The sequence below is a fragment of the Micromonospora sp. NPDC002389 genome, assembly GCF_040296095.1.
Taxonomy (GTDB): domain Bacteria; phylum Actinomycetota; class Actinomycetes; order Mycobacteriales; family Micromonosporaceae; genus Micromonospora.
The window spans coordinates 51075-66732 of record NZ_JBEOWP010000007.1; the positions used below are offsets into that span (position 1 = coordinate 51075).

A 15658-nucleotide genomic window follows, 5' to 3' on the forward strand; every position below is an offset into this window, starting at 1 on the left:
AAAAGAACTGTGGAGTGTCGAGGGCGGGCCGCCCCGCCCTCGACACCCGGGGGCGGCCCGACTCGTGGGAGCGCACCCACGAGGCATCGACGACGGTGTTACGCGGACATTTCAGGCGAGTATCGCGGAAACTCTTGACGATCCATGTTAACGCTAACAAGCTAGGGGCCCCGTCACCTCGCTTCTGGAGTTCGTATGCAGGTGTTCGTCGGCTCCCGCACGCCCCGCCTCCGATCCCTCATCAGGCGGATGAACATCGACACCATCCTCGCCCCGTTCCGGCAGCTCAGCACCCCAGTCGCCCGTCGACGGGCCACCGCCCTCACCGCGACCGCCGCGCTGCTCGGCGCCGGACTGGTCACCACCGGCGGCACCGCACAGGCCGCCGAGCCCTGGTCACCCCGGTCGTCGTACACCTCGACCGACCGGGGCGACGGCACCTACACGGTGCCGTTGTTCCGAGCCGACGTGCCGGACATCGGCGTCGAGCGGGTACCGGCCGCGGAGAACGCCGAGGGTCGGGACATCTACTACATGATCAGCACCACCATGCACCTGAGCCCGGGTGCGCCGATCATGAAGTCGTACGACCTGGTGAACTGGGAGATCGTCAACTACGTCTTCGACCGGGCGAGCATCGGCGACTCGTTCTCGCTGCGCAACGGCCAGAACTCGTACGGCCAGGGCCAGTGGGCGTCGTCGCTGCGCTACCACGACGGCATGTTCTATGTCGCCTTCAACACCAACAACCTCGGCGGCGCCTACATCTATCGCACCGACGACATCGAGAACGGCGCGTGGCAGCGGACGGCCCTCGGTCGGGGCCTGCACGACCCGTCGCTCTTCTTCGACCACGACGGCACCGCGTACATCTTCTATGGCAACGCGAACATCAGCGCGGTGCGGCTCAACTCCGAGCTGACCGCCATCGTGCAGGACTTCCCGAACGTCTTCACCGCGAGCAACTACGCGGGCCAGCCCTTCATCGGCGGCCTCTTCGAGGGCGCCCAGTTCTACTACATCAACGGCTACTACTACGCGGTCATCATCACCTGGCCCTCCGGACAGGGGCGTCAGGTCGTCATGCTCCGTTCGCCGGAGCTGCTCGGGCGTTACACCTCCGAGGGCGGGGTGAACACCTACGAAGCGCGCGGAGTGCTCAACTCCAACGGCTTCGCGCAGGGCAGCCTCGTGCCGATCGCCCGGGAGGGCGGCAGGACCGACTGGCACGGCATGTTCTTCCGGGACACCTTCCCGATCGGGCGCATCCCGGCGCTGATCCCCGCGACCTGGTCCGAGGACGGCTGGCCGACCTTCGGCAACAACGGCGTGGTGCCGGTCGAGGGTCCCTTCGCCAAGCCGATCGCGCTCAGTCCCGCCCAGGAGCGGTTCGAGCGGCAGAAGTCCATCGTGGTCTCGGACGACTTCGCCAACGACGCGCCGCACAAGGCGTACATGGACGAGGAGTGGACCATCCCGGCGGCGCCGGAGGTCGACGAGTCGCTGCTCGGCGTGCAGTTGCTGGAGAACGCCGGTTTCGAGGCCGGCGCGGTGTCGCCCTGGGCCGCCCAGTTCGGCGCGACGCTGGCGCTGGACACCGGCGACCCGGCCGCCGGCTCGTCGGCGCTGAAGGTCAGCAACCGCACGGTCAACGGCTCCGGCCCGAACCAGTTCCTCAACGGCAAGATGCAGCACGGCGTGACCTACACCGTGTCGGCGAAGGTCAAGTACACGTCGGGCCCGAGCAGCGTACGGTTCAACCTGGCCGCGGACTGGGGCTCGGGCGTGCAGGTGATGACGTTCGCGAACGTCCCGGTCGGGCAGTGGACGACCATCACCGGCCAGTACACCGTGCCGGCCACCGCGAACCTGAACAACTTCAAGTTCGCCGTGGAGACGCCGTGGGCCAACCCGCAGCCGCCGTCCTCCAGCGTCGAGTACCTGATCGACGACGTCTCGATCGTCGGGCAGCCGCTCACCACCGAGCACCCGACCGAGGCCGAGATCAAGCCCAACGGATCGCGGCTGGACATGGCCTGGGAGTGGAACCACGCGCCGGACAACCGCTACTGGTCGCTGACCGACCGGGAGGGCTGGCTGCGGCTGACCACCGGCAAGGTGGTCACCGGTGACTACGTCTACACCAAGCTCTCCAACCGCGCCGAGCTGGCCTGGTTCGAGGAGGCCCGCAACACGCTGTCGCAGCGGACGTTCGGGCCCCGTCAGTCCGCCGAGACCCGGATGGACATCTCCCGCATGACCGATGGTGACGTCGCGGGCCTGGCCGCCTACAACCGAGGCTTCTCGTACGTGGCGGTCAAGCGTGCCGGCGGGGTCAACACGCTCGGCGTGGTCAACCGGGGACAGCCGTTCGCCGTCGACCTGGACCAGGCGACGTTGGAGAACTTCCTCCCCGGCACGACGGTGTCGCTCGGCGACGCGACCGAGGTGCACGTGAAGGCGGACCTCGACTTCGCCTCGCCGACCGGGCAGCTCTGGACGACGTTCTACTACAGCCTGGACGGGGTGACCTGGACGCAGTTGGGCAACCGCGTGGGTCCGCAGACGCTGGACGGCAGCCTGGCGCACTTCATGGGGCACCGGGTCGGCCTGTTCAACTACGCGACCCAGCAGACCGGTGGTCACGTCGACTTCGACCACTACCTGCTCAGCGACACGCTCACCGCGCAGAACCGGCCGCTGAACACCGGCGAGCTGGACGCCGCCATCGCGTACGCGGCGACGCTCGACGAGTCGGCGTACCCGGCCGACGCCTGGGCGGCCATGCGTGCCACGCTCACCGCCGCCACGGCGGCCCGCGCCGGCACGTTCGGCACCCAGAACCAGATCGACGCACCGGAACGGGCTCTCAGCTTCCAGTTGGCCCGGCTCGGGGTGCTGCGTGACGACACGTTGCCGGTGACCGTGACCGCGCAGACGCGGTGCGTCGGCGGGAAGGCGTACCTGGCGGTGCAGGCCCGCAACGACCACGACGCGCCGGTGGACGTGGTGCTGGAGAGCGCCTACGGCCAGCGGTCGGTCCCGAACGTGGCACCAGGCGCCAACGCGTTCCAGCAGTTCGCCACCCGCACCGCATCGGTCCCGTCGGGTACGACGACCGTCCGGGTCACCGGGACGGTCGACGGCAGGGACGTGACCACCGTGCGCACCTCGGCGTACCCGGCCGGCACCTGCGGCGGCTGATCCCGCCCATCCGATCTACCCCGGAGCCGGTCCCACGCCGGCTCCGGGGTGCCGATGAACTCCCCTGCCCGTTCCATCTCAAGGAGGACATCTCGTGACACCGCGTCCACGAACGGGGGCCCGGCGACGGGTCGCCGCCCTCGCGACGGCCGGCGTGATGCTCGCCGGATTCGTCGCGGCGGCACCGGTCCAGGCCGCCGACACCAACCTCGTCGTCAACGGCGGGTTCGAAAACGGCCTGGCGAACTGGTTCGTCAACAACGGCAACGCCACCGACGGTGCGACCCTCTCCCTCACCACCGACGCCTACGCCGGGTCGAGCGCGGTGCGGGTCACCAACCGGGCGACCACCGGGTCCGGCCCGATGCAGGACCTCTCCGGCAAGGTCCAGGCCGGGCAGACGTACACCCTGAGCGCCCGGATCAAGTACGAGAACGCGGCCTCGCCCGCGACGAAGCAGTTCTTCGCCACCATGCACTACGGCGGCTCCACCTACACCAACCTGGTCAGCGTGACCGCGAACCGCGGTCAGTGGGCCCACGTCAACGGGCAGTTCACCATCCCGGCGAGCCAGGGTGTATCGACGGCGCGCCTGTTCTTCGAGACCCCGTGGACGAGCAACCCGGCCGCCGACCCGAACCTGCACCTGATGGACTTCACGCTCGACGACGTGTCGGTGGTCGGCGCCGCGCCGCCTCCGCCGCCGTCGAAGACCATCGAGGTTGTCGGCAAGCTGCCCGGCGAACACAACCCGTTGATCGGGCACAAGTTCGGTGCCGACGGGTACGGCTTCGTCCACGACGGCCGGGTCTACATGTACATGACCAACGACACCCAGGGGTACGCGCCGAACCCGACCACCGGTGTCTCGCCGGGCATCAACTACGGCGACATCAACCAGATCACCGTGATCTCCACGACCGACATGGTCAACTGGACGGACCACGGGGAGATCCAGGTCGCCGGGCCGAACGGCGTGGCGCCGTTCACCAACAACTCCTGGGCGCCCGGCATGGCCAAGAAGGTGGTCAACGGGCAGGAGAAGTTCTTCCTGTACTACGCCAACGGCGGCGGCTCCAGCAACGTCATCACCGGTGCGTCGCCGGTGGGCCCGTGGACCAGCGAGCGCACCAGCACGCTCATCGACGGCCGCACCCCGGGTGCCGAGGCGGTCGCCTGGAAGTTCGACCCCGCTCCCTTCGTGGACGACGACGGAGAGGCGTACCTCTACTTCGGCGGCGGTCCGGCGGCGACCACCATGCCGGCGGCCGAGCGGTTCAACAACCCGAAGAACCTGCGGTCGATCAAGCTCGGTGACGACATGGTGTCGACCGAGGGTTCGGCGGCGGTCGTGGACGCTCCGGTGGCCTTCGAGGCGGCCCAGGTGTTCAAGCGCGAGGGCAAGTACTACCTGTCGTACTCGTCGCACTTCGGCGGCAACGACTTCGGTGGCAACCAGACGCCGCTGCCCGGCTACCCCGGCGGTGGCCAGATCGGCTACATGATCTCCGACGACCCGATGGTCTGGCCGAAGGAGACCTATGCGGGCGTGCTGTTCCCGAACCAGTCTCAGTTCTTCGGCGCCGGCACCGGAGGCAACAACCACCAGTCCGCCTTCGAGTACGAGGGCAAGTACTACTTCACCTACCACGGCCCGACGCTGAACAAGCGCATCAACGGCAACACCACGCAGGGCTACCGCAGCCCGCACATCCAGGAACTGAGCTTCAACGCGGACGGCACGATCCGTCAGGTGGTGGGCGACTACGCCGGTGTCGACCAGGTCCGGAACTTCGACCCGTACCGGGTGTTCGAGGCGGAGACCTTCGGCTGGAGCAAGGGCATCGCGACCGCGAAGATCGACGGAGGGTCCGCCCAGTTCGGCGACGAGGCACCCAACCTGGTCGTCCGCGACATCGACAACGGCGACTGGACCGCGCTCTCCTCGGTCGACTTCGGTGCCGGGGCCAAGAGCCTGACCGCGAAGGTCCGGCCGCTGGTGGCCGGCGGGTCGATCCAGCTCCGGCTCGGTGACGTGGCCGCGCCGGTGGTGGCCACCATCCCGGTCGACGGGACGATCGGCGAGTGGACGGAGCTCAGCACCGCACTCGACGGCGTGACCGGCGTGCACGACGTCTACTTCACCTACGCGGGTCCGGCGGGTGCCGACCTGTTCGAGCTCGACACCTGGGCGTTCGAGGCGGCCACCGCCGAGTTGCCGGTGACGGTCAGCGTGCAGGCACGGTGCGTCGGCGGCAGGGCGTACGTGGCGGTGCAGGCCCGCAACGACCACGACGCGCCGGTGAACATGGTGCTGGAGAGCGCGTACGGGCAGCGGTCGGTGTCGGCCGTGGCGCCGGGTGCGAGCGCGTTCCAGCAGTTCACCACCCGGACGGCCGCAGTGCCGGCCGGTACGGCGACCGTCCGGGTCACCGGGTCGATCGACGGCAGGGACGTGACGACCGTCCGCACTGCCGAACACGCCGCCGCGACCTGCGGTAGCTGATCATTCCAACCTGTCGATCACGAGTGACACGGAGAAGCAGATGAGCACAGACAATCGGAAGCGGTTGCTGGCGGCGGGTGCCGCCGGGGCCCTGTTGGTCGGGTCGGTGGCGATGGCCGCGCCGGTGTCGGCCGACCCGGGTGACAGCGGTGACGTCACCGTCACCGTGGACATCGAGGAACTCGTCGAGCCGGGTGTCCTGGCGATGACGGTCGCGGGTGACTCGGTGGCGTTGACCGAGGACGGGTCGACGTTGTTGGTGCGTCAGTTCGTCGGTGGGTTGCCGACGGTGACGGTCACCGACACCCGGACCGCCGACGAGGTGCCGGAGGGTGCGGCGTGGGCGGTCCTCGGTAGCGCGACCGACTTCACCGGTGGCGCGGGTCAGGAGCCGATCGGTGCCGGGCACCTGGGCTGGAAGCCTCGGCTGATCGACGGTGGGGACACCGGTCTGGTCAGTGAGGGTGAAGAGGTCGTGACGGTGTTGGACGAGCCGACGCAGCCGGGCAACAACGTGGGTCTGGTCGACCAGGAGCTGCTGGTCTCCACGTTCGACTCCGGTGCCGTCGCGGGTGGCGCGTACTCGGTCGACGCGGACCTGTTCCTGCGGACCCCGGCTGACGTGGCCGCGGGTGAGTACACCTCGACGCTGACCCTGTCCCTGTTCGAGTGATCCACCGAGGGCGGGGCCGCCGAACCACGGCGACCCCGCCCTCGTCCCCCGTCGATCCGGCCGGGGCCGGCGCCTCAGGCCCCGATCGCGATCGCGAAGACGTGCATGGTGGGCACGTTGGCCGCCGGGCGGGTGCTGATGTTGGGCAGCTCGACCCGGGCGACCGCCTTGTTCTGCAACGTCACACCGACGAAGTAGACGCAGGCGGCCGTGTTCTGCCGCTGGTTGTTGGGCCGGTTCTGGTACGCGGTGACCACGGCCGCAGTGGCTCCGCTGTGCGGACCGCCGTACCAGTCCGGGGTGCTCAGCGTGAAGGTCTGGCGGGTGCCGTCGGCGTACACCACCGTGCCGGTGCCGGACACCGCACCGTACGTGCCGGTGGCGAGGAAGCCGAGCGTACGACCGGTGCCGGTGACGCTGATCGCCTGCCCGGAGGCGATGGCGTTGTCCGCTCCGCCCGCCGCGACGGTGGGCCAGCGGAAGGTCACGCCGTTGCGGCTCAGCGTGGCACCGGGGGTGACGCCGGCCGCGGCCAGGGCCTGCGCGGAGAGCGAGGCGCCGTTGCCGTCGAAGTTGCCGACTCCGGTGTTGGTGTCGTTGGTGGTGCTGACGTTGGTGAAGCTCTGTTCCAGCGTCGGGACGGTGACGCCCTGTCCGGTGGCCCGGTAGGTGCGACCGGCCTGCACGGTCACCTCGACCAGGTCGGTCTCGATCCGCGCGGTGCGCGCGGGGGTGCCGTCGGCGACGTCGACCACCGTGTACGTGTTGGCGAAGAGTCGACCGCGCAGCCGTACCGTCCCGGCCCGGTCCGGCCGGACCAGGATCTCGCCGGCCTGGCCGTTGCTCCACGTGATGCCGACGGTGTGTCCGCCCCGGGCCCGCAGGCCGGAGACCCGCCCGTTCGGCCAGGCGGTCGGCAGTGCCGGCAGCACGTGCAGTTCACCGGCGTGGCTCTGGAGCAGCATCTCGGCGACACCGGCGGTGGCGCCGAAGTTGCCGTCGATCTGGAACGGCGGGTGTAGGTCGAACATGTTCGGCGCGAGCCGGGCCGGGGTGGCGAGGAAGCGGATCAGGTCGTGGGCACGGTTGCCCTCCTCCATCCGGGCCCAGAAATTGATCTTCCACGCGAGTGACCAGCCGGTGCCGTCGTCGCCCCGGATCTCCAGGGTGCGCCGGGCCGCCTCGAACAGTTGCGGGGTGCCGCGCCGGGTGATCTGGTTGCTCGGCGCGAGCCCGTACAGGTGCGAGATGTGCCGGTGGGTCCGCTCGGTCTCCACCCAGTCGTAGAGCCACTCCATGATGTTGCCCCGGGAGCCGACCCGGTTCGGGGCCAGCCGGTCCCGGGTCGCGCGGACCTGGGCCCGGAACGTGGCATCCACGCCGAGGATCTCGCTGGCCCGGGCGCAGCCGTCGAAGAGGTCCCGCAGGATCTGGTTGTCCATGGTCGGGCCGGCACACACGCTGGCGTCCGTGTGGTGGCCGATCTCCGGCGAGTTCGACGGGTTGGTGACCAGGTAGCCGAGGGTCGGCTCGGTCACCAACGTGTCGAGGAAGAACTGCGCGGCACCCTTCATCGCCGGGTAGTTCGCCCGCAGGAACTCGACGTCGCCGTTGAACAGGTAGTGGTCCCAGATCAGGGTGGCCAGCCACGCGCCGCCGGTCTGCCACATGCCCCAGAACGCACCGTCCACCACGGAGGTGGCCCGCCAGGCGTCGGTGTTGTGGTGGGTGACCCAGCCGCCCGCGCCGTACTGCACCTGCGCGGTGCGGGCGCCGCTGACCGCCAGGTCCCGGACCATGTCGAAGACCGGCGCGTGGCACTCCGCCAGGTTCGTGGTGTTGGCCGGCCAGTAGTTCATCGGCAGGTTGGCGTTGATCGTGTACTTGGAGTCCCACGCCGGGGTCAGCGAGTCGTTCCAGATGCCCTGGAGGTTGGCCGGCTGGGTGCCCGGCCGGGAGGACGAGATCAGCAGGTACCGGCCGAACTGGAACAGCAGCGCGGAGAACTGCGGGTCGTTGACGCTGTTGTGCTGCGCGATCCGGACGTCGGTCGGCTGGTCGGCGGCGGCGGTCCGGCCGAGGTCCAGGCTCACCCGGCTGAACAGTGCCTGGTAGTCGGCCACGTGCCGGCTGCGGAGCTGGTCGTAGCTGCTGCCCCGGGCGGCGGCCAGGTGTCGCCGCGCGATGCCCTGGTAGTCGCCGCCCACGTTGCGGTAGGTGACGTAGCTGGAGCCGATCGAGATCAGCAGGGTCACGCTGGTGGCGTTGGTGACCCGCAGCGTGCCGCCGGAACTGGTCACGGTGCCGCCGCTCACGGTGGCGTTGGCCAGGGCGAGGAACCGCACCGCGCCGGTGACGCCCTCCTGGTTGCCGGAGATCCCGTCGAGGGCGATCGTGGTGCCGTCGGGGCTCGCGAGCGTCGTCCGTTGCGGGCTGTCGAAGGTGGCGGTGAAGGAGATCGACCCGCTTCGGTCGGCGGTCAGGCGCATCGCGATGACCTGGTCCGGCGCGCTGGCGAAGACCTCGCGCTGGTAGCGGATGCCGTTCATCACGTAGCTGACCGAGCTGGTCGCGGTGGTCAGGTCGAGCTGCCGCTCGTACTGCGACGCGCCGCCCGAGGTGGGGAAGGTCAGCCGCAGGTTGCCGACGAGCTGGTACGCCAACTGTCCGACCGGGTTGCCGAGCATGTTCTGGTTGATCAGGTTCTGGGCCTGCGTCCACTGGTTGGCGAAGACCAGCCGTCGGATCTCGGCCAGCGCCGCCAGCCCCCGGGTGTTGCTCGGGTCGTGGGGGCCGCCGGCCCAGACGGTGTCCTCGTTGAGTTGCAGCCGTTCGGCGTCGACGTTGCCGAACACCATGGCGCCGAGTCGGCCGTTGCCGATCGGGAGCGCGCGCAGCCAGTCGGTGCCGGCGGACTCGTCGTACCACAGGGCCAGGTCACCGGCGGCGAGCACCTGGGCTGGTGGGGCGGAGTCCGCGCGGGCCAGGGCGGTCCACGGCAGCGGCAGCAGGGCGCCGCCCGCGCCGGCCGCGCCGATCTTGAGAGCCTGCCGTCGGGTCAGGTCTGACATCGATCCTCCAACCGGTGGCCCGAGGGCCACGCCGGTGCGCGGGAACAGAGTGAAAGCCGATGTGCCGGATCTGCTCGGTGACGTCGGGCGGGCGTGTCGGGCGAAACCCGAGAGCCACGGAGACAGCCAGACATCTGATGTGTTTCGCGAAGGTTACCCGGCGGCGACAAAATAGGCAATGGTCGATGACGAACCGTCGCGCCCGCCACCAAATCCCTGCGGACCAGGTCGAAATGCAGGCACAACAGGGAGACGAGGCAGCTCGCCAGGCTCTCGCGCAGGGCCGGTGCGGTCAGCGCACGCACCGATGACGTCTGCCCCACCCACGCCAACCAGAACCAGATACATCACATGTATGGTCGGGCGGCGGGTCGGCGGCGAGGAAACCGGATCAGCGCCGGGCGGTCGAACCACCCCAGTGCGTCGCACCCGGCCGGACATCGCCGAGCCGCGCCAGGGCCGCGTCGCGGTCCACCGCGGACTCGGCGAGGGCGAGCCCCCGCACGTGCTCGGCGACCCGGTCGGGGAACCGGTAGCGAGTGCCGCACCGGATGACCAACCGACGGTCGCGCAACTCCCCCAGACCTCGCCGGACCTGCACGAGGGTCAGGTTGCACAGCGCCGCCGCCGCGTCGGCGTCGAAGTCCGGGCCCGGATGCAGGCCGAGGTACCGGACCAACCGCTGCCCACTGGCCGGCAGATCGCGGTAGGCCAGGTCGAAGGCGGCGAGCAGGCACGCCGCCGGGTCGACGCCGACCGACCCACCCACCAGGTCGAGGGTGGAGACGGGCACGGTGGCCCCAACGGTCCGCTGGTCGACAGCCGACTCCGGCCCGCCGGCCTCGTCGATCACCGTGGTCAGCAGGCGTTCCATTCGATCGGCACGGTCCACCACCTCGGCGGTGTCGGACGGTCGGGCCGGGCTTGCCGACGGGTGCCGGTCGGTGCGGGCGCCGACGGACGCGGTGGTGGCAGGTAGTCGCATGACAGGCCTCCCTTCCTCATACGTCAGGTCGCGTGGCGGCGGACGCCCGCCGTCCCGCGCGCGGACCGGTGGGCGTCGCGGGACCGGCTCGGCCGGCCGGGACGGTGGACGCCGAGCACCCGGGTGAGCACGTCGCGAGTGAGCGGAAGCCTGCACTCTTGACGGCAAAAGGTAGTCTGTGAGCGATAACATAGCAAGGTGTAGATGTTCTTGAGATGAGGTCGACGCAGGTCACCGGGCCAGCCAGCCGCCGTCGACCGGGATGACGGCGCCGTGCACGTACGCGGCCGCGTCAGAGGCCAGGAAGACGGTGACTCCGGCGAGGTCGTCGGGGCTCCCCCACCGCCCGGCCGGGATCCGCTCCAGGATCGCCCGGTTGCGTTCCGGCTGCTCCCGCAACGCCCGGGTGTTGTCCGTGCCAATGTAACCCGGGGCGATCGCGTTGACGTTGACCCCGTGCGGCGCCCACTCGTTGGCCAGCGCGCGGGTCAGTCCGGCGATCCCCGACTTCGCGGCGGCGTACCCGGGCACCGTCACGCCGCCCTGAAAACTGAGCATCGACGCGGTGAATATGATCTTGCCGCTGCCGCGCCGGATCATGTCCCGACCCACCTCCCGGGCGAGGACGAAGGGTGCCGACAGGTCGACCTCCAGCACGTGGTCCCAGTCGGCGTCGGAATGCTCGGCGGCCGGCGCACGACGGATCGTGCCGGCGTTGTTGACCAGGATGTCGACGGGCCGGTCGTACGAGACGAGCCAGTCGCCGAGCGCCCGGACGGCGGCCCGGTCGGACAGGTCCGCCCGGTACGGCACGAACCCGCGCCCGTGCGCCGCCACCCGGTCGGCCACCTCGCTGCCGGTCTCCTCCAGCGACGCGCTCACCCCGATCACATCGGCACCGGCTGCCGCCAGGGCCTCCGCCATCGCCAGCCCGATGCCGCGTCGAGCGCCGGTCACCACGGCCAACCGGCCGCTCAGGTCGAACAGGTTCACGCGTCTCCTCCACAGTCGACGAGTACCTTGACGTCACCACCGGCGGCGAGCGCCTCGAAGGCCCGCGCCACGTCGGCCAGCGGCACGATCCGGGAGACGAGCCGGTCGGCGGGTACCTGACCGGTGTGTACCAGGCGGACCGCCTCGGCGTAGTCCGCGCGGTCGTAGACCCGTACCCCGATCACCTCCAGCTCGCGCCAGAAGATCCGGTGCAGGTCCACCTCGCGGGGGGTGGGGTGGATGGCGACCACGACGAGCCGTCCCCGGACCGCGAGCAGGTCGGTCGCGGTGCGGACGCCGGCGGCCGAGCCGGAGACCTCGAAGACCACGTCCGCGCCGGCCCCGGCGGTCGCCTCCTGGACGTGGCGCGCGACGTCGACCGTTGCCGGGTCGACGGCGGTGAGACCGAGGTCGGTGGCGAGTTCCCGGCGGCGCGGGTCGAGTTCGAGCACGGTCACCGCGGCACCGACGGCCCGGGCGACCGTGGCGATGAGCAGGCCGACCGGCCCGGCGCCGACGACCACCGCGTGCTCGCCCGCGACCAGGCGGGAACGGCGCACGTCGTGCACGGCCACCGCGGTCGGTTCGACGAGCGCGGCGTGGACCAGCGACAGGTCCGCCGGCAACGGCACCAGGAGCCGCGCGGGTACGGTCCACGACCGTTGCATCGCGCCGGGCGAGTCGATGCCGACGAAGTCGAGCCGGTGGCAGACGTGCGTGTGCCCGGCACGGCAGGCGGGACACTCACCGCACCAGTCCAGCGGCATCACGGTGACCGGGTCCCCCACCCGGTACTCCTCGACGCCCGCGCCGACCTCGGCCACCCGGCCCGACATCTCGTGCCCGATCACCGCCGGCACGCGCACCCGCTGGTCCATCGCACCGTGCGCGATGTGCAGGTCCGTGCCGCAGATCCCGGTGTACGCGACGTCGAGGCGTACCTGGCCGGGGCCGGGCGGCACGACGGGGGTCTCCGCGACGGCGAAGGTCTGTTCGCCGACGTACTGCGCACTGCGGTTCACGCCGCCTCCTCAAGGTCTTTCCGGTGGGCTGTCGTTCCCCCGCCGGCCGCTCGGCCAGACCGACCGAGCACCGGTGCCAGCGGTTCCCCGCTGAGACGCCGAGGGTGCCGCGAGGGCACCAAACGTCCGATGTCTCTATAGTGGTGAGGGCTCCCGGTGCCTGCCACAGGCGGTGGTGGGCCCATGTCGACGCCGCATGGCGGGCCGGTCCGAAGGGGGCGTGGATGGCACTGACCGACGACGCGATCGCCAGGATCCGCAGCATGATCCAGAGTGGTGAGCTGCCGCCGGGCGCACGGCTGCCACCGGAGCCGCAACTGGCCGCGCAGATGGGGCTGTCGCGCAGCGGAGTCCGGGAGGCGGTGAAGGTGCTCGAGTCGGCCCGGGTGCTCGACGTGCGTCGCGGCGACGGCACGTACGTCACCAGCCTCGCCCCGCGCCTGCTGCTGGAGGGCCTCGGCGTCGCGGTGGAACTGCTGCGCGACGACACGTTGCTGGAGGTGATGGAGGTCCGCCGGATGCTGGAGCCGGTGGCGACCGGCCTGGCGGCACTGCGGATGACCGACACCGACCTCGACGAGCTCGCCCGGATCCTGGAGGACATGCGGGCCGCCGCCGACGACGCCGAGAAGCTGATCCAGTTCGACACCGCCTTCCACCACACCGTCATCGCGACCACCGGGAACGAGACCCTCACGTCGCTGCTGGCCGGGCTCTCCAGTCGGACGCTGCGGGCCCGGGTGTGGCGCGGGTTGATCGAGGGCAACGCGGCCCACAAGACGATCGACGAGCACCACGCGATCTATCTCGCGCTGCGGTCGCGCGACCAACTGCTCGCGCAGGCCAGTGCCCTGATGCACGTCAACACCTCCGAGGCGTGGCTGCGTACGGTGCTCGCCGCCAAGGCGGCGGACGCGTGATGTCCGCACGACGGCGTCACCTGGCCGTGCCGGCGGGTTCGGACCGCCGGGTCAGTCCGTAGGTCCGCACAGCGGTGCCGGCGAAGACGTCCTGCCGGTCCCGCACCAACAGCGGCGGCAACGCGGCCTCCAGCGCCCGACGCACGCCCGGGTAGTCCGACCTGAGCAGACACACCGGCCAGTCCGAACCAAACATCAGACGACCTGGGCCGAACTCGTCGACCGCGACCGCGACGAACGGGCTCAGGTCGGCCGGTGACCAGTCCGGCCGGGCCTCGGTGACCAGCCCGGACAGCTTGGCGGTGACGTTCGGGTTCGCGGCCAGCGCGGCGAACGGATCACGCCAGGCCCGCAGACCCGCCTCTCCCGCGTCGATCCGGGGCTTGCCGAGGTGGTCGAGGACGAACCGGAGCTGCGGCACGGCCCGGGCCGCCCGGGCCGCCGACGGCAACTGGTCGGCCCGGATCACCAGGTCGAACACCAGCCCGGCGGCGGCCACCTCGGCGAGACCTCGCCGCACCTCGGGCCGGTCGAGGTAGTCGGGGTCGGCCTCCCCCTGCACCTGCGGGCGTACCCCGACCAGCAGCTCACCGCCGCGCAGCAGACGGTAACGCGCGATGGCGGCGGGTACGTCGCCCGTCGCGACGTCGAGCCAGGCCACCACCCCGAGGATCGGCGGCGTGTCGGCGGCGTGGCCGAGGAACTCGGCGGCCTCGTCGGGATGGCAGCGCCCGCCCTCCACCAGCACGGTGCCGTCCACGCCGGTCGCGGTCAGCTCGCGGGTGAGTTCGGTCGGGGTGAACGGTCGACGGATGGCGGCCAGTGCGGGATCGTCCAGCCAGTGGTAGCCGTGGTCCGGCTGCCACAGGTGGTGGTGCGCGTCGATGATCATGCGGCCGGCGCTCCGGCCACGACCGGCGCGGTGGTCCACTCCGGGCCGTCGGGGAACCGGTAGTCGGTCAGCGCGGCCGGGACGATCTCGGCGCTCATGCCCGGTACGCGCGGCGCGAGGTAGCGTCCGCGGTGCACACGGACCGGGTCGGCGAAGTGCTCGTGCAGGTGGTCGACGTACTCGATGGCCCGGTCGTCGGTGCTGCCACTCAGTGCCACGAAGTCGAACATGGCCAGGTGCTGCACCAGTTCGCACAGCCCCACACCTCCGGCGTGCGGGCAGACCGGCACCCCGAACTTCGCGGCGAGCAGCAGGATCGCCAGGTTCTCGTTGACCCCGGCGACCCGGCAGGCGTCGATCTGCACCACGTCGACGGCGTCGGCTTGGAGGAGCTGCTTGAACATCACCGCGTTGTGCACGTGCTCACCGGTGGCCACCTTGACCGGGGCGAGGGCCTTGCGCACGGCGGCGTGCCCGAGCACGTCGTCCGGCGAGGTCGGCTCCTCGATCCAGTACGGGTCGAACGGCGCCAGCTCCCGCATCCACCCGATGGCCTCGGGCACCCCCCAGATCTGGTTGGCGTCGACCGCGATGCGGACGTCCGGCCCGACCGCGCGCCGGGCGATGCCCATCCGGCGTACGTCGTCGGCCAGGTTTCCGCCGACCTTGAGCTTGATCAGCCGGTACCCGTCGTCGACCGCCTCCCGACAGAGCCGGGCGAGCTTCTCGTCGGTGTAGCCCAGCCAGCCCGGCGTGGTGGTGTAGGCGGGGTAGCCCTCGGCCAGCAGGCGCTGCTCCCGCGCGGCGCGCCCGCCCTCGGCGGCCCGCAACAGGTCCAGCGCCTCGTCCTCGGTCAGCACGTCGCGCAGGTAGCGGAAGTCGACCTGCGCGACGAGCTGCTCCGGGGTGAGGTCCGCGAGCAGCTTCCACAGCGGCTTGCCCGCTCGGCGGGCGGCGAGATCCCACACCGCGTTGACCAGCCCGCCGGCCGCCATGTGCACCACCCCCTTCTCCGGGCCGAGCCACCGGATCTGGCTGTCACCGACGAGCCGACGGGCCAGCGCGCCGGGATCCGCGAGCAGCTCGTCGACCGGCTGACCGACCACCATCGAGGCGAGCGACTGGACGGCCGCCACCTGGATCTCGGTGCCGCGCCCCACGGTGAAGACCAGCCCGTGCCCCTCCGCGCCGGTCGATGTCCGCAGGATCAGGTACGCGGCGGAGTAGTCCGGGAAGGGGTTCATGGCGTCCGACCCGTCGCGGTGCCGGGACGTGGGGAACCGTACGTCGATGGTCTCTACGGACGAGATGCGCTCACTCACCGAAACTCCTGAGGGTCGAACGGCTGGCCGGGTCGGGCCCGGATTCGGGGTCTGTGGTGCGGCGGACCGC

10 protein-coding genes are annotated in these 15658 nt (G+C 70.7%); 4 read left to right on the top strand and 6 right to left on the bottom strand.

Annotation, left to right across the window (positions count from 1 at the left end; all coding sequences use genetic code 11):
- Positions 1–249 precede the first annotated feature (249 nt).
- From ABT008_RS15295 to ABT008_RS15305, 3 genes are all read left to right on the top strand, one after another.
- The gene (locus tag ABT008_RS15295) at positions 250–3204 is read left to right on the top strand and encodes a family 43 glycosylhydrolase (RefSeq protein ID WP_350696848.1); all 2955 of its coding nucleotides are present in this window, start codon (positions 250–252) and stop codon (positions 3202–3204) included.
- Positions 3205–3298: 94 nt separating this feature from the next.
- Positions 3299–5710: a family 43 glycosylhydrolase gene (locus ABT008_RS15300; RefSeq protein ID WP_350696849.1), complete on the top strand. Its 2412-nt coding sequence runs from the start codon at positions 3299–3301 to the stop codon at positions 5708–5710.
- A 40-nt stretch (positions 5711–5750) separates the two neighbouring features.
- Complete coding sequence (locus ABT008_RS15305; protein WP_350696850.1) at positions 5751–6383, top strand: hypothetical protein; 633 nt, start codon at positions 5751–5753, stop codon at positions 6381–6383.
- A gap of 74 nt (positions 6384–6457) precedes the next feature.
- On the opposite strand, the gene ABT008_RS15310 is transcribed toward ABT008_RS15305, so the two are convergent.
- The 4 genes from ABT008_RS15310 to ABT008_RS15325 all read right to left on the bottom strand — a co-directional run bounded on the left by ABT008_RS15310 (position 6458) and on the right by ABT008_RS15325 (position 12454).
- Positions 6458–9454, bottom strand: coding sequence for a glycosyl hydrolase family 95 catalytic domain-containing protein (locus ABT008_RS15310; RefSeq protein WP_350696851.1), 2997 nt, complete (start codon positions 9452–9454; stop codon positions 6458–6460).
- Positions 9455–9845: 391 nt separating this feature from the next.
- Positions 9846–10439 carry a hypothetical protein gene (locus ABT008_RS15315; protein WP_350696852.1) on the bottom strand — a complete coding sequence of 198 codons (594 nt, stop codon included), beginning with the start codon at positions 10437–10439 and terminating at the stop codon, positions 9846–9848.
- 231 nt (positions 10440–10670) lie between these two features.
- The gene (locus ABT008_RS15320) at positions 10671–11432 is read right to left on the bottom strand and encodes an SDR family oxidoreductase (RefSeq protein ID WP_350696853.1); all 762 of its coding nucleotides are present in this window, start codon (positions 11430–11432) and stop codon (positions 10671–10673) included.
- Positions 11429–12454 (bottom strand): zinc-dependent alcohol dehydrogenase, encoded by a 1026-nt coding sequence (locus ABT008_RS15325; protein ID WP_350696854.1) that lies wholly within the window; start codon positions 12452–12454, stop codon positions 11429–11431. Before ABT008_RS15325 ends, ABT008_RS15320 begins: the two co-directional genes overlap by 4 nt.
- A gap of 224 nt (positions 12455–12678) precedes the next feature.
- On the opposite strand from ABT008_RS15325, the gene ABT008_RS15330 reads away from it, so the two are divergent.
- Positions 12679–13374 carry a FadR/GntR family transcriptional regulator gene (locus ABT008_RS15330; protein WP_131052578.1) on the top strand — a complete coding sequence of 232 codons (696 nt, stop codon included), beginning with the start codon at positions 12679–12681 and terminating at the stop codon, positions 13372–13374.
- A 16-nt stretch (positions 13375–13390) separates the two neighbouring features.
- On the opposite strand, the gene ABT008_RS15335 is transcribed toward ABT008_RS15330, so the two are convergent.
- Positions 13391–14266 carry an amidohydrolase family protein gene (locus tag ABT008_RS15335; RefSeq protein ID WP_350696855.1) on the bottom strand — a complete coding sequence of 292 codons (876 nt, stop codon included), beginning with the start codon at positions 14264–14266 and terminating at the stop codon, positions 13391–13393.
- The gene (locus ABT008_RS15340; protein ID WP_350696856.1) at positions 14263–15588 is read right to left on the bottom strand and encodes an enolase C-terminal domain-like protein; all 1326 of its coding nucleotides are present in this window, start codon (positions 15586–15588) and stop codon (positions 14263–14265) included. The genes ABT008_RS15335 and ABT008_RS15340 overlap by 4 nt, the downstream gene beginning before the upstream one ends.
- Positions 15589–15658 lie beyond the last annotated feature (70 nt).

What these genes read in the sequence shown, in the direction of transcription:
- ABT008_RS15305 (WP_350696850.1), top strand. Translation starts at nt 5,751, where the DNA reads ATGAGCACAGACAATCGGAAGCGGTTGCTGGCGGCGGGTGCCGCCGGG.
- ABT008_RS15315 (WP_350696852.1), bottom strand. Translation starts at nt 10,439, where the DNA reads ATGCGACTACCTGCCACCACCGCGTCCGTCGGCGCCCGCACCGACCGG.
- ABT008_RS15330 (WP_131052578.1), top strand. Translation starts at nt 12,679, where the DNA reads ATGGCACTGACCGACGACGCGATCGCCAGGATCCGCAGCATGATCCAG.
- ABT008_RS15310 (WP_350696851.1), bottom strand. Translation starts at nt 9,454, where the DNA reads ATGTCAGACCTGACCCGACGGCAGGCTCTCAAGATCGGCGCGGCCGGC.
- ABT008_RS15295 (WP_350696848.1), top strand. Translation starts at nt 250, where the DNA reads ATGAACATCGACACCATCCTCGCCCCGTTCCGGCAGCTCAGCACCCCA.
- ABT008_RS15335 (WP_350696855.1), bottom strand. Translation starts at nt 14,266, where the DNA reads ATGATCATCGACGCGCACCACCACCTGTGGCAGCCGGACCACGGCTAC.